This is a genomic window from Roseateles sp. (assembly GCF_046300915.1).
Taxonomy (GTDB): domain Bacteria; phylum Pseudomonadota; class Gammaproteobacteria; order Burkholderiales; family Burkholderiaceae_C; genus Kinneretia.
The window spans coordinates 1-14797 of sequence record NZ_JBKCLH010000069.1 but is presented as its reverse complement, the minus strand read 5'-3'; the positions used below and the strand labels follow the sequence as shown (position 1 = coordinate 14797).

Sequence of the window (14797 nt, the reverse complement as noted above, 5' to 3'; positions counted from 1 at the left end):
GATGATCATCTCCTGCACCCGCGCACCCTCGCCGATGCGGGTGTGCTCGATCAGCACCGAGCGCTCCACCACGCAGCCGGCGCGCAGATGCGAGCCATGGCCAATCCAGGTGGGCCCCACGATGCGGGCGCCGCGCTCGATGCGCACATTCGAGCCGATGTAGACCGGCCCCTCGATGTGCACATGCTCCCAGTCCACCGCCGTGTTCAGGCCCACCCAGACCTGTGGACGCAGCTCGCGGCCCGGCACATGCATTTGCGCTACCTCGCCGGCCAGCACCCGCTGCGTCACCGCCCAGTAGTCGCTCAGGCGGCCGATATCGATCCAGTTGAAGGGTCGGCTCTGCGCATAAAAGGGCAGCCCGCGCTCCACCAGCAGCGGGAAGAGCTGGCTGCCGATGTCGAACTCCTGGCCGGGCGGGATCAGGTCCAGCACCGCCGGCTCGAAGATGTAGATGCCGGTGGAGGCCAGCGTGCTCTTGGCCTCCTCGGGCTTGGGCTTCTCCTGGAAAGAGGTGACCCGCCCCTCGGCATCGGCCACCACGATGCCGTAGTTCTTGGTGTCCTCGCGGGGCACCTCCAGGGTCACCACGCTGGCGATGGCGCCCTTGGCCTTGTGCTCGGCCACGGCGGCCGTGATGTCCAAGTCGATGATGGCGTCGCCGCACAGCACGATGAAGGTCTCGTCAAAGAAGCCGCCAAAGTCCTGGATCTTGCGCATGCCGCCGGCCGAGCCCACGGGCTTGCACACCACCTCACCCTGGTCCCGCACACCCTCGTAGGAGTAGCCCAGCTCCACGCCCCAGCGCTGGCCGTTGCCAAAGTAGTTCTCGATCTTCCAGTGCAGAAAGGCCACGTTCACCATGATCTCGCCCACGCCGTGGCGGGCCAGATGCTCCACCAGGTACTCCATCACCGGCTTGCCCAGGATGGGCACCATGGGCTTGGGCGTGAACTTGGTCAGCGGGCGCACCCGCGTGCCTTGGCCGGCGGCCAGGATCATGGCTTTGGTCATGACAGAACTCCTTGAAGCAAATCCCAAAAAAAACTGCGCTCTAGCCGCGGATAGACAAAACAGCGGCGCTCAGGGCCCGGGCAGCCAGCGCTTGAGCAAGTCCTCGTACTGCCCCAGGATGTAGTCCCAGGTGAAGGCACTGGCCCAGCGCTCGCGGCTGGCGGCCCCCATGGCCTGCAAGGCTTGAGGCTGGGCCACCAGCTCGTCCAGCACCTGCGAAAAACCGTCGGCCCCGTCAAAGTAACGGGCATCCGGGCCCGCCACCCAGCGGTTGAAGCGGTTGTCATGCGCAATCACCGCATTGCCCGCGCCCAGCGCCTCCACCAGCGAGGGATTGGTGCCGCCCACCTGATGACCGTGCACATAGGCAGCGCTGTGAAAGCGCAGCGCCTGAACCACCGGCTTGTCGTAGATGGCGCCCAGAAAGCGCACCTCGGCGCTGGCTGCGGCCTTGACCGCACGGTGGTAGGCGTTGCTGGCCTCGTTGTAGTTGCCCAGCACCGCCAGCTGCATGCCGCGCGGGTGGCGCGAGAAGCCCTGCACCACTTCCAGGATGGAGTTCTCGGGCTCGGCCCGCGCAATCAGCGTCAGGTAGCGGCCCGGCTCCAGACCCAGGGCGCGCACCGCGTCGGCCGGCACATCGCTCACGCGATCGGCCCCATAGGCAATGGTGGTGATCTTGTCCGCCCGCACGCGTGAGCTCAGGTGCACCTTGATCTCGGGGTGGTCGGCCACCAGGTGGTTGCCCAACCAGCAGCCGGCCCAGTCGTTCATCCAGAACCAGGTCTTGGCCACGGGGCCCCACTTGGCACGGGACCACTCAATGCCGTCCATATTGATCACATTGGGCACGCCCTTGAGGCGCAGCAGCGCGCAGAACACCGCGGTGTTGTAGCCCAGGGTCAGGCACAGATCGCGGTGGGTGGCGGCATGCAGCGTGGCCTTCCAGTCAAACACGATGGTGCTCTTGGGGCCGTCACCCGCCACCGGGATATGGACACGCTCCACGCCCTCCCAGCGGTCCTCGAACACCGGGCCGCTGCCTTCTTGCTGGCAGTACACGATGACCCGCCAACCCCGCTGCACCAGGAACAGGGCCAGGTGCTCGGCAAAGGTTTCGAAGCCGCCATGGGCCGCGGGCACGCCGCGCGTGCCCAGGATGCGCAGCGTGGGCAGCTGCGCCTTGTTGTCTTGCTTGTGATTCATCGTTCTCGTCGTCAGACCTTCACGCCGAGCTCGGCGTAGAGGGCCAGCATGCCCTGCACATATGTCTGGCGGTTGAAGCGCCGCGCCACGCCCTCGCGGGCACTGCGGCCCATACGGGCCAGTTCGCTGGCGGGCAGGCTCATGGCGCGAGACATCACCTCGGCCAGGGCCTGCACATCGCCGCTGGCAAAGCTCCAGCCGTTCTCGCCGTCATCGATCATCTCGGGGATGCCGCCCATGCGCGCGCCGATCACCGGCTTGCCGAAGGCAAAGCTCTCCAGCACGCTCATGGGGGCGTTCTCATACCACTCGGAGGGCAAGACCACCGCCCGGGCATTGCGGATCAGCGCATGCAGCTCGGCCCCGGCCTTGAAGCCCAGGAACTCGGCCGGTGCCTCCAGCTCGCGCGCCAGGGCCTGCAGCGCCTCCTGCTCGGGCCCGGTGCCGGCCAGCTTGAGCGGCACGCCGGCCTGGGCCGCGGCCCGCAGCAAGGTGTGCACGCCCTTCTCCGGCGCCATGCGGCCGAAATACAGCAGGTAGTCGCCCGGCTCGTACTGGGGCTCGAAGCGGGACGCGTCCACATAGTTCGGGATGTAGGCCAGCTGCTCACGCGGCCAGCCCCACTCCACGAACTTTTCCAGGAAGAAGCGGCTGGGCGCCACCACCTTGGAGAGCTGCTTGCGGTAGGTCTGCAGCCAGCCGTGCAGCGCGCTCTCGGCCGCCACGATGGCGCTGGCCGCCAGCGAATCGCGCACGCAGCGGTGCTTCACCACATTGAGCACCGAGCCGGTCTTGCAGCGCTCACAGACGCCGCCGCGGTTGAGCATCTTGTAGGCCGGGCAGGCGATCTTCAGGTCATGCGCGGTGAGCACCACCGGAATGCCCTCCTCCCGCAGCAGGGGCAGCACCGAGGGCGAGAGGTGGTGGTAGATGCAGTGCACATGGGCCACATCGGGGCGGAACTCCTTGAGCAGGCCGCGCAGCTTGCGCCGGGCCTCGAAGGAGTAGACCACCTTGCTGGCCATGGCCAGCTTCTGCGGCAGGCTGTAGGCGTGCCCGAACTCCAGCTCCTCGATGAAGTGCCGCGACCAGGGCGTGGGCACGTTCTTCGGATGGTGCATGGAGAAGAAGCCGTTCTCCCAGCCCAGCTCCTCCATCAGCGCCGCGTGGTCGAAGTAGACGGCATCGGAGCCGCCGCGGCGGTAGTGGTAGCTGTTGAGACTTAGCAGCTTAGGCATAGCAGTCAAGCCTTGCTTGCCCTCAGCTGGGCGTCGTTGTTGGATCGCAGGCTCACCAAAGGACTGCCATGAGTCCAGGTGCTGATGTAGCGACTGTTCTTGCCATAGCTGTTGTCATAGATCTCGTTGGGGATCTCCAGCAAGCACGAAAGGATGTGGGCATGCAGGCGATCACTCTCCACACGCTCGTGACGGCTGAACAAAGCAATCGCCTCTCGCACAAAGGCATCGGCTCGGCCAATCCACCAATCGGCAAGCCAGTTGCCTGCTGTCATACCCAGGCGCAGATGCATCTGGGTCACGGGTCGCTCCACAAGATTGGACAAGACAAAGCGCCAGCCCGGGCCCACCAGATCATCCCAGTCAAAGCCCTGGCCCGCGGCTGAGAAGGCCGTGGCCTCACTGTCGCGCCGCTTCAGGCTCAGCAGCCCGTCCCTCGGAGCTGGGGTGGCAACATCGCGCAGCGGCCACAGCTGGTGCGCCATATCGGGCATCAGATAGACCTTGTCCGTCATGCGAAGCGCCATGGCCTGCGACACCGGATCGCGCACGCAGATATGAAGATCAGGGTGCGCACGGCACAGCACAACGCACTTTTCCAGCTCGACCTCGCTAGAGAAATGCAGGGACTGCGGTAACACAACAATGCGGCAGTCCTTGCGCTCTGCAAACAAGCGCTCGCGAAAAGCCTGGAAGGGTCCGTAGATGTCACCGAAGTTTCCACCACCATGACACGCAATAACTCCCCCAGGGGGGCAGGCTCCAGTTGAGTAGTTGAAGTACATCGCCTGGACTGCTGGGCGAAGTCTAGAGCGAGTGAGAAAAGCGACCGTTCCCGCCATGATCAACAGGTCGCCGATATTGCCGTGAAACGGCAAGTCAACATAGTGAAGTTCCCGCTTCCCCAGAAGGTCGACTAAAGGCTCATGACTCTGCTTCAGCGAAGCCATGAGCGCGCGATGTCGCTCAAGCATCTGCGCATCAGTCGGCTGGGCACCAGCCACAGAGGGAACGGCACTGTTCATCATCGTGATCCAAGATGGGTAGCAACAACATGGCAGCGCGCCATGTCGTCGAGATTCATGGCGAACTTGCGGGCGAAGAAACGCTCCGATGCCAGCACCGCCGCCAGATTGGCAGTACCGATCACATCAGGCCCGGTGCCATTTCCTGCCCAGCTCATGGCATGGCTACCCGGTTGCATGACAACCTGCGGGCGTCCCTGCTCCGCTGCATGCGAAATCAGAGTCTGGAAAAAGGCCTCGTCCGGGATGTGGGACTGCTGAAAGTGCGCCACCAGATCGGGGCAGCTCTGGCGGACCTGCAGCAGCCAGACAGCCATGCGTCGCTCCATGCCCAGCCACTGCCCACCAATGGCCAGATGGTTCAAACCGAGGCGCCGCAAGCGCTCGCCTGTCCACCAATGCAGCACACCAAGCAGCCAGAGGCTCAGGCCTTGGCGCACCTTGCGCCACCCCTGGTCGCTCGGGCCCGAGACGATCAGGTTCACCCCGGCAATCTGCTCATGCCCCGGATCGCGGCCCCAGGCCCATACGCTGAGCCGACGGCTGACTCGGCGCCCCCACAGACCACCGGGTACATAGCGCCAGCCATGGCTGACAAAGGTACGCGCATCACTGACGCGCAGACAGTCCACCATGGCAGCTGGCCGAGTTGTTTGCAGATGCTGCACGAGCTCCGTGATCGGCCGGATGGGCAAACAAGCCTCGGACAGCAATTGAAAGTGCGTCACGCCTTCATCCGCAAGCGCCGCCTCCATCAGCGCAAAGCTCGCGGCCACGAGCGACCAGTTGCCCCAGGCGGTCTCCACGGGACTGGGCAAGACCCGGACATTGGGGACGGAGCAAGAAAAAGCATGCCCCTTGCTGAAGTCGTGATGCACGAAGAGCGGATGTGGATGAACCAGCCGAGCGATTTCGGCCACCGTCGCCTGCGCCTCGGGCCGGTACGAGAGCAGACCAAAGGCAATGCGTGGCGTGGCGTCGGCAGCCGCGGCTGGGAGGGGCGGCAAGCCGGCTGACTGCCCCCGAACAAGTGCGCGATAAAAATGCAGCAGTTCTGAACGCCGCCAGCACCAAGCGATGCCGCAATAGACCAGGAGGCCTGCGCTGCTGCCCAGCCACCAGTCAACGCCCAGCCAGATCAGCAGCCGGCCTACGGCCACCGCAAGCGCCAACAGCCCCAAGGTCGCCAGACTGCCGAGCCAGTCGTGGCGAAATTCGGCATTGATGCGCCGCAAACCAAGCCGCACCCGGCTGTTGGCGACGGCCAGACCCAAGGCATTCGCCAGAGGGAAGGCCACCGCTCCAAGCTCGCCGACCAGCAACAAGGCGATCAGCACCGAAGAGGCCAGCAAGACGTTGGTGGGCAGCAGCAGCTCGTAACGCTCCAGAGTCTGAGCGAGCAACTCCAGCTGCTGGCGCTGTGTTTCCAGCAGCAACACGAGGGCAAGCGCCAAGAGTACCCAGTTGGCTTCGCTGCCGTACTTGCCCGCCGACAAAGCGAGCAGCAGCGGAGCACCCGCAATGAGCAGCGGCACCAGCAGCGCGCATATGAGCAAGATATTGAGCTGCAGAACTTGCTGGCACAGCCTCGCGGCTTGCGAAAAGTCTTTACTCTCGCTGTAACGCGCAATCACCACCGGCCGCACCAGGCCTACCAGCAGTTGTGCCGGCAGATAGCGTTTGGCGTATTCGTAAAGCGACTGTGCAAACCCATAAGCCGCCATGGCACCCGTTGCCAGCAGGTGGCCGCCGACGATGCGATTGGTGTGCCCCCCGTAGGGCAGGATGGCAAGATGCTGAAAATAGCCCGCCATGGCAAAGCGAGCAAGTCGCCGCCAATGATCCAGCGCCCAACGACCGCTCAATGCGCCCGTTGGCGCTTGAAGGACACGCCATGTGCCGCCGAGCAATACAGCAAGACTCACACCATCGGCGATGATTTCCGCGTAGATCACGGCTTGCAAGTCAAGCTGGCCGCCGGCGAGCAGCGCCAGCAGCGCGACCAGCCGCACCAATGCCCCCAAGGAAAAAGCCAGTTGAGCCACCGCCTGATGCAGCGTCGATTCCAACACCTGGGATATGAAGTGGGCACTGATGCGCAGCACAAGCAGCACCAGGAAGAGGCCAAAGGCATCGGGCCAGCCGCCCACGCCGGCCAGCGCGGCAAACCCAGGCACATCCAGCAGCACCACAGCAACGGCAGCGAGCAGCAGCAGCAGGCGCAAACCAAAGGCGCGCAAGACCAGCCCGCGCAAAGCGCGCACCTCAGCTGCTGCAAAGAGTTCCGGCACGTAGCGCAGCACTACATGGGAAAGCCCCAGTCCCGTGAGTGCGGTCACGATTTCGACAAGGGCAACCAGCACCGAATAGGCCGCGAACTCTGCCACAGCGAGTTCACGCACGACCAAGAGCATGGCCGCCAGCCCAGCCAGCGACGACACGCCCTTGCCCAGCAAGAAGTGCCACAGGCCGCGCCGCACGCGCGAGCCGCTATACACGCTCATACCGCGTTCAAGAGGCGCTGGTACACCGTCCAGACCTGCTTGGCGATGATGGGATAGCTGCGGTTAGCTCGCACCCAGGCCGGCCCAAGCTTCGCGCACCTTGCAGCCAACTCCGAATCCGTCGCCAAGCGAATCATGGCGGCCGCGAAGGCCTCAGCCGACCAAGGCACACAAACCCCCGCCCCACTATCTGCGATGACTTGAGACTGCTCCGGGTGATCGTTGCAGACCACGGGTCTGCCGAGTGCCATGTACTCAATCAGCTTGGTCGGCGATGCTGCTCGCATGGCTCGATCCGGGTAAACCGGTGACACGCACACGTGTGCCGTAGCTGCAAGCGCCCATGCATCTTGCATGGGTAGAAAGCCGGTAAAACGAACGCTGTTCTCCAGTCCGAGGCGGGCGGCATAAGCCTCTAGCGCTGGCCGTTCGCTGGGCACATCGCCATCGCCGACAAAGAGCAACTCGGCGTCAGGCAACGCGCTACTAACCAAAGCAAACGCGTCAATCAGTGTCTCAAGCCGACGGATTCGCCCCAAGCTGCCAAGGTATATGAACCGGTTAGCTTTCACTTTGGTCTCGGCCGGCAAAACACTTGCCCCCAAGGCAGCAGGCACACCCATCGGCACCGCAGTCATGTTTGCCGGCGGCACGCCGTAATCTGCCATGTCTTGCTTCATTTGCTCACTCTGCACAAACACGTGAGCAGCTCTAGGACAGATGTAGCGATAAAGAAGCCAATGCTGCAGTTTTGCCTTTAGGTGAAGGAGCGTCCGCTTAGGCCCGCTCGCGCGCTCAGCCATCAGCGCCGCGTGCTCGGGGAAGGGGTAGGAACACCAGTAGAAAAAAGGCCGGCGCAAAAGGCGAGCTATCCACAAGGCCAGGACGGAGGTCAGAAATTTGTCGCGGCACTGCAGGGCGTCCGGCGGATTGCGCCATTGCGCAATCAGCCCCCAGGCATCGGCCAGCCAATAGGCCAAGCGCCTGATAGGGCCGGGCCAGCCCCGTAGCGCAGGCGCCAGCCGCACGCGCTGGCCCGCGTAGCTATGCGCTTGGCCGATCTGCACGGCCTCACCCGAGCGCATAAACCAATCGGTCTGCAGACCCAGCTTGCTCAACTCGACACCAAATAGCTCAGCAAGATCAACCCGGTAGGCCGGAAAGGCATCAACCACAGAGTAGTAAATCCTCATGACCCGCTACCTGCCGCAGACACCGCCGTGCGGCGTAGATTGGCCCGCATGGCCAGCACATAGCCCAGCAGCAGCACCATCATGGCCTGGTAGCCCAAGTCAAAGGCGATGTAGTTGTTGTGCAGCAGGCTCACGCCGAGGAACAGCAGCCCGATCTGGGCGGTCTGAAGTTCGGCGCGCCAGGGCCGCAGCCGATCGTCCAGCGCTAAGCGTCTGGCCAGTAACGCGGCCGCCAGCAGCAGGCTCACGAACACCGCTGTGCCGAGCATGCCGGTCTCCCAGAGCAAGGTGGAAATGCCGGTCAGGCCAATGGCATAACCACGATACCGCGTGGTGGCCAGCGTGTCGGAAGCGGTAGCGGATGCCGGGTTGGTCACACCTGGGCCATGACCAAATACCGCTCCCTTCCAATCTCCGCGCCGCACATGTTCCCGCCACCAGAAACCGTAGACGGTGCTGCGATTGAGCACCGCGCTGCCATAGCCCTTCTGGCCAACGTTGTAGTCCAGCGAATCGCGCAGGAACCGATCAATAGAACCTGCGCGCTGCGCATCGGCACCAGGCAAGGCAGCATAGAGCGCGAGCACGCCAACCAAGGCCCCGAGAACCGCAACTGAACCCAGCAACATGGTGAGCGGGCGGCGCAGGATGGCTTGCGGAAACAGCAGCAGCAGGCCGAGCGGGATCAGGACGAGCGCCAGCTTGGCTTCATTGAACAGCATGGGGCAGAACGCCAGGGCGGACAGCAGCGCGGCCCGCAACAGGCTGCTTTGCCCCGCCTTCCACCGGGCAAAGAAGTAAACGATGGCGATGGCGGCCAAGATCGCCAGGTCGCTGCTACGGCCACCGCCCGCCATGGAGCCGCCAAAGGTGCCCGCAACAACGTCGACAGCCACAACGAATCGTTCCGAAGCGGCCTGGGTGCTGCGCTGCGGCACCAGCACCAGGAACTGGTGCAAAACGAATGGCATTTGCACCAGGGCCAGCATGGCAAGCAGGCGAATGAACTTGGACACCTGGGCCGCTTCATAGCCAAACACGGCCAGGGCTGCCAAGACGCCCCACATCTGGAAATAGTTCTTGAGGCCCACCAGTGCCGCAGCGCTGGGCATGCCGGCCGCGAGGGCGCCCGCCACCGCACAAGCCACACACACAAAGCACAGCAGCACGACGGCGCCGCCACCGAGCTCCGCCGTGCCCTGCTGCCGAGGCTGGGCGAGAAAGCGCACCGTAGCCACCAGCATGAGCACGATGGAGAGCAAGGAGAAAAGCCACCGGACCTGCTGCAGACCAGGCAGGTAGAGCTCGATCAACCCTGCGATGCAAAGAGCACCTACCAAGGCGACCCAGACTGCCAGGCGGGGCGACATAAGGATCGCAGCGCCAGCGACCAGCGCCAGCAAAGCGAAGACCGGTAGGTAGGCCGACAAGCCCAGCAAGGCCCCCATCATGCTGGCCAGCAGCAACACAAATGCGAGCAGCACACCGCTCCAAGCTCTCGACGGTCGGCCCGCAGCGAAGCTTGGGTTCAGTGCAAAAGCTGGCGACCTCACTGCCGGAGCCCAGCCAACCGCCGCCGCTGCTGCGGCGACAGCACGCCAATGAGGGCTTTGACGAAATCGGCCTGCAAGGCATAGGCCGCAGAGGTATCCCGGTCGATGGACGAGACGCGAAACAGCAAGCCGTCAACGATCACACCGTCCAGGCCGTAGCTCAGCTCAATCAGCTTTTTGTCTACCCCCCCCAGGGTCGTGCGCTCACCAACCACAGTCCAGTAGGTGAGGGGTTCGTAGCGCTGATTGCCGAAGACAGTTTCAAGTCGCCGAATCGGGATGGTGCCTTGGGGCAATTCCAGAGCACCGGTTGACTTCTTGAGCACCTGGAAACCCTGTGCCGGGTAGCACACCTCTGGGTAGTGCAGCTGCATGGCATCCCGCTGATCCTGACCATAGGCGATGGACAGCATGACACGGCGGCCCTGGCGATCCACATAGGTCCGAGACAAAGTCTGGCTGTAGATCTGCTTGAGCATGGCCTCCTGCTGTGGATTGATGATGCCGCCCACGGCACGCTCGTCCATCTGCCAGTCGCCAAACTGCTTGGGCACCACCTGCTCCAGCTGGAATTCGCCGTGCAGGGTGGACATGCGGGTGCGGGGCGTGAGCTGCCAGGCGGCGCCGGAGGCACCGCCCATCAGCAGCAGGGCCAGCAGGGCGCGGCGCTGCTGGCTGGCCGGGGGGTTGCGGGGGTCGTCGTTGCTCTGCGCCGGGGCGTGGCTGGCGGTGGGCTCGGGCAGATCGCTACCGTTGCTGCTACTGCTGCTCATGGTCGTCGGGCTCATGGTCGTTTCGCTGCTCAGTCAGGCCTTGGCGGCGCCGTCGTCATCACCGGCACCGCCGGTACCGCGCCACTTCTCCCAGCGGCTGATGCCGGTGCGCAGCAGGCTGTCGGTGGCAATGATGAGCATGAGCGCGCTCATGAAGAGCACCATGCCGGCAAAGCCGTGCAAGAAGCCCTGCCCCGCCTCGTCGCCAAAGTGGTAGGTGATGAGGGTGAGCACGATCACGCGGATCACATTGGCCGCAAAGCTGATGGGCACGATGAGGATGGCCAGCGTGATGTTGCGGAACAGCGAGGCGTACTTGATGAGGTTGAGGTAGAGCAGGCCCAGGGCCTCCAGCGTGAACAGGGTGTGCAGGCCGGCGCAGGCGTCGGCCACCAGCAGTTGGTAGGGGCCGATCTGCAAGATGACGCCGGTGCGGCTGATGGGGTAGCCGGCGGCGTAGAGGATGTTTTCGGCCACATAGGACACGGCCATCTTCATGGGCTGGGTCAGCGCGTCCACCACCGCGCCGGGCAGGGGGATCATGAAGAACATGAAGAAGATGGCAAAGCTGATGGCGCGCAGCTGGCGCGGGCCGCGCAGCAGCAGCACCAGGCCGCAGACCATGACGATGGCGGAGCCCACCTCGAACAGCCAGATGCCCTGGGAGCGGCCCACGGCGTAGAGCAGGCCACCGACCAGCAAAAGCGGCCAGGCCAGCCAGGGCAGGGGCGCGGAGGCGCGGGTGTCGGTGAGATCGCCCCAGCGGCGGTAGATCAGCCAGATGGTGACGCCCAACACGATGGGGCCGTGGCCCTGCTCGTCGGTGGCCCAGATGCTGCCGAAGAGGCTGTGCAGGGTGGGCAGGTACAGCAGGGCCAGGCCTAGGCCGGCCAGCAGCCAGGGCAGCAGATCAACAAGCCCGCTGCCCTTGGGGCGTGCAGGCGCCAGCGTTGTATTCATGGGCCCCTCCTCCTCTTGTGCTGCTCAGCGGCTGGTGCTGGTCAATGCTCGTTCATGATGACCCCGGCCAGCTTGGCGGGGCTGTTGCCCAGTGTGGCCACCAAGTCCTGCACCGCGTTGACACGGCTGCTGTTCTTTCGGGCCAGCACCAGGGCGGCGCCGCAGCGGGCGGCAATGACGGCGTAGTCGGCGCCGTAGATGGCGGCCGGGGTGTCCACGATCACATGGTCGAACTTGGTCGCCAGCTCGCGCATCAGCAGACCAAAGGCGGGGCGCTCCACCAGTTCCATGGGGTTGGGCGGCAGGGTGCCCACGGGCATGACGAAGAGGCTGGGCAGATCGGCCACGGGGCGGATCACATTGGCTTCGGACCGGCCGGACAGAATGCCCGAGAGCCCGGTGCTGTTGTCCAGGCCAAAGACCTCGTGCTGGCGCGGGTTGCGCATATCGGCATCCACCAGCAGGGTACGGCCACCGAGCTGGCTGAAGGCCACGGCCATATTGGCGGCAAAGAAGGTCTTGCCGTCGCCGCTGTCGGCACTGACCACGGCGATGGCGGGGCGCGGTGCGTCGGCGCTGTATAGCCGCATATTGATCTGGCTGCGCAGCACGCGGAAGGCCTCGGCCTGGTGGCTGAAGGGCTTGCTGGCCAGCACCAGCTCCTCGCTGAGCTGCTTGCCGCCACCGCCGGGCGCATAGGGGTAGTGGAACTGCTGGCTCAGGGCCCAGAGCACGTCCTCGCCCTTGGCCAGGCCCAGGGCCACGGCGGCCTCGCCGAACTTGGTGCCATGGCTCTTCTGGTGGGCCAGGATGCGCTCGACCTGCTCGGCCGTCAGGCTGTTGGCCTCGGCCAGGATGTGGCCGATGGAGCGGTCTTGCAGGGTGCCGCGGGCTTCCTCGGCGCGCTGCTCGGCGCCGCCCAGCGTGGATTCACGGTAGTTGGACATGGTGTCTTTTCAGGAAGCCTTGGTGGACGACACGGGCGCGCCGATGAGGCGCTGCTGCGGATTGGCTTCGGACTTGCGGCCGAAGGTGCTCTTGGCGTTGGGGCCGGGCAGCAGACCGATGACGGGCAGGCCCAGCAGGCCTTCGATGTCGGCAACATCACGCACGCGGCGGTCGCGCAGCTCGGCGGCCAGGGCCACGCCGGTGGCCAGCAGCAGGCCCACGAACAGGGCCAGCACGGTGTTGAGCAGGACCTTGGGCGAGGAATGCAGCAGCGGCGCCACGGCCGGGCTGAGCAGGCTGGCGTTGCTGGATGTGGCCTGGCTCTCGATGCTGGTCATGGAGAGGCGCTGCATGATGGTGTCGTAGTTGCGCTGGGCGTTCTCCACATCGCGCAGGATCAGGGCGCCTTCGTCGCGCACCTGTTTCATCTTGAGCACCTTGGCGCGCTGGGCTTCCAACTCGGCGCGGGTCTGCGCCTCGCGCTGGCGGCTGATATTGCCGCTGATGCCCACGCCGGCCGAGAGGCGCTTGACCTCGGCGTCCAGGCGCTGGCGCAGCTCGTTGATATTGGCCTTGAGCTCGACCACCTGGGGGTTGTTGTCACCCAGGCGCGCGCTGATTTCCTGCAGACGGGCCTCCTGGCGCGAGAGGTCGGCACGCAGCTGGGAGACCACGGGGTTGTTGGTCACCTCAGCCAGCTTGTCGGCGGAGCCGGCGGTGGCCTGGGCCTGGCGGCTGGTGGCCTCGGCGCTGAGCGACTGCAGCATGACCAGCTGGGTGGAGAGCTCGTTGAGGCGCTGGTTCTCGATGTCCATGCGCTCGTCGGTCATGACCACGCCGTTCTCGCTCTGGAAGGCGCTGAGCTTGCCCTGTGCGATTTCCAGGGCCTCGCGGGCTTCCTTGGCGCGCGCATCGAAGAAGCTGCTGTGCTGCTTGGCGGGGTCCACGCGCAGCTCGACGGCGGTGTCGATATAGGCCTGCACAAAGGCATTGGCCAGGGCCGCGGCAAAGCGCGGGTCGGCCGCGGAGTAGGACACATTGATCACGCTGGACTCGCGCGAGGGCTTGACGTCCAGCTCCTTCTGGAAGCGCTCGATCAGCCAGGTTTCGAGATCGCCCTCGCCCTTGGTGCCTTCCAGCCACTGCTCGCGGATCTGCGGGTTCTCGGTGAGGCGCAGACCGCGCACCACGCGGCGTGCCACGCGGTCGCTTTGCAGGATGTCGATCTGGGTGGCCATGACCGCCGGCGTCATCATGGACTGGTAGGCGATGGCGGCCAGGGGGTCGGGCTTGACGTCCACGACCACGCTGGCGGTGGCGGTGTATTTCTTGGGCAGCAGCAGGCTCACCACAACGGCAGGCACCAGCACGGCCAGCAGCACGGCCAGGAAGAGCATCTTGCGCGCACGCAAGATGGACAGGAACTGGGCAAAACTCATGGTGTGGTCTTCCTCGTCTTAGAACAGGCTCTCGCGCACATAGACCACGTCGCCGTCCTTCAGTGCCTCGTCCATGGCCGGCTGCAGGATCTGGACCTTGCCGCTGGCGTCCTTGCGGTGCACGCGGATGCCCTTCTCGGTGCCGCGCTGGGTCAGGCCGCCACCGCTGGCCAGGCTTTGCATCAGGGTCATGCCGCGCTCCAGGCGCAGGGCGCCGGGGCGCTGCACCTCGCCGTAGATGTAGACGGTGGGGGCGCGGTCCACCCAGAGCACATCGCCGTTGAGCACCACGATGTCCTGGCCGCGGCCACCGGGGGCGAAGACGCCGGGCAGGTCGATCTCCACACGGTAGGGCTGGCCGCCCCGGGTGCCGCTGAGCACCATGATCTCGGCACCGTTGGAGGCCACGCCGCCGGCATTGGCCAGCAGATCGGTCAGGCGGGTGTCGGCCACTTCGAGCGGGTAGCGGCCGGGGCGGTTGACATAGCCCAGCACGCTGGCCTGGTTGCCCTTGACCTGCATGACCACCACGGTGACCTGGGGCTGCTTGACGAAGTTGCCGCTGCGCAGGCCCTCGGCAATCAGGCGCTCGGCCTGGCTGATGCTGGCCCCGCCCACGCGCACCGTGCCCAGCAGGGGGAAGGAGATGAAACCGTTTTCGCCCACCCGGGTTTCCAGGCTGAGGTCGGGGTTCTGGTAGACGCTGATGCGGATCACGTCGCCGGCGCCCAGGCGGTACTCGGCGGCGGCGCCGCTGACGCTGCCCACGGCGGCAGGCGCCGTGGCCTGGGGGGCCTGGGCCTGGGCGGTGGTGCCGGCGGCCAGCAGGGCCAGGCCCAGGCAGACGCCGGCCGAGGCCTGCTGCAGCACACGGGCCGCGGCCTGCGGAAGGCGGCGAAGGGAGGTGCTCATCATCATCGTCGTCTTCATGCTCACTTCAGGCC

The 14797-nt window shown here is 65.2% G+C and carries 12 protein-coding genes; all 12 read right to left on the bottom strand.

Going from position 1 to position 14797, the window contains the following annotated elements:
• Window positions 1–1002, bottom strand: a 1002-nt coding sequence (locus ACK5F2_RS05150) for a sugar phosphate nucleotidyltransferase (RefSeq protein WP_409863267.1), incomplete at its 3' end; no start/stop codon positions are given.
• 81 nt (window positions 1003–1083) lie between these two features.
• Window positions 1084–2220, bottom strand: coding sequence for a DUF1972 domain-containing protein (locus ACK5F2_RS05145; protein WP_409863266.1), 1137 nt, complete (start codon window positions 2218–2220; stop codon window positions 1084–1086).
• 11 nt (window positions 2221–2231) lie between these two features.
• Window positions 2232–3458, bottom strand: coding sequence for a glycosyltransferase (locus ACK5F2_RS05140; RefSeq protein WP_409863264.1), 1227 nt, complete (start codon window positions 3456–3458; stop codon window positions 2232–2234).
• 5 nt (window positions 3459–3463) lie between these two features.
• Window positions 3464–4483 carry a polysaccharide pyruvyl transferase family protein gene (locus ACK5F2_RS05135; RefSeq protein ID WP_409863262.1) on the bottom strand — a complete coding sequence of 340 codons (1020 nt, stop codon included), beginning with the start codon at window positions 4481–4483 and terminating at the stop codon, window positions 3464–3466.
• Window positions 4483–6987, bottom strand: a complete 2505-nt coding sequence (locus ACK5F2_RS05130; protein ID WP_409863260.1) for a beta-1,6-N-acetylglucosaminyltransferase — start codon at window positions 6985–6987, stop codon at window positions 4483–4485. The genes ACK5F2_RS05135 and ACK5F2_RS05130 overlap by 1 nt, the downstream gene beginning before the upstream one ends.
• Complete coding sequence (locus ACK5F2_RS05125; protein ID WP_409863258.1) at window positions 6984–8180, bottom strand: glycosyltransferase family 4 protein; 1197 nt, start codon at window positions 8178–8180, stop codon at window positions 6984–6986. Before ACK5F2_RS05125 ends, ACK5F2_RS05130 begins: the two co-directional genes overlap by 4 nt.
• On the bottom strand, window positions 8177–9664 hold the full coding sequence (locus tag ACK5F2_RS05120; protein ID WP_409863257.1) for a hypothetical protein: 1488 nt from the start codon (window positions 9662–9664) through the stop codon (window positions 8177–8179). The genes ACK5F2_RS05125 and ACK5F2_RS05120 overlap by 4 nt, the downstream gene beginning before the upstream one ends.
• Before the next feature lie 65 nt (window positions 9665–9729).
• Complete coding sequence (gene epsI, locus ACK5F2_RS05115) at window positions 9730–10506, bottom strand: exosortase-associated protein EpsI, B-type (protein ID WP_409863255.1); 777 nt, start codon at window positions 10504–10506, stop codon at window positions 9730–9732.
• Window positions 10507–10539: 33 nt separating this feature from the next.
• Complete coding sequence (gene xrtB / locus ACK5F2_RS05110; RefSeq protein WP_409863253.1) at window positions 10540–11466, bottom strand: exosortase B; 927 nt, start codon at window positions 11464–11466, stop codon at window positions 10540–10542.
• 41 nt (window positions 11467–11507) lie between these two features.
• Window positions 11508–12413, bottom strand: coding sequence for a polysaccharide biosynthesis tyrosine autokinase (locus tag ACK5F2_RS05105; protein WP_409863252.1), 906 nt, complete (start codon window positions 12411–12413; stop codon window positions 11508–11510).
• A 9-nt stretch (window positions 12414–12422) separates the two neighbouring features.
• Window positions 12423–13853: a chain length determinant protein EpsF gene (gene epsF / locus ACK5F2_RS05100; protein ID WP_409863250.1), complete on the bottom strand. Its 1431-nt coding sequence runs from the start codon at window positions 13851–13853 to the stop codon at window positions 12423–12425.
• An 18-nt stretch (window positions 13854–13871) separates the two neighbouring features.
• Window positions 13872–14765, bottom strand: a complete 894-nt coding sequence (gene epsE, locus ACK5F2_RS05095; protein ID WP_409863248.1) for a polysaccharide export protein EpsE — start codon at window positions 14763–14765, stop codon at window positions 13872–13874.
• Window positions 14766–14797 lie beyond the last annotated feature (32 nt).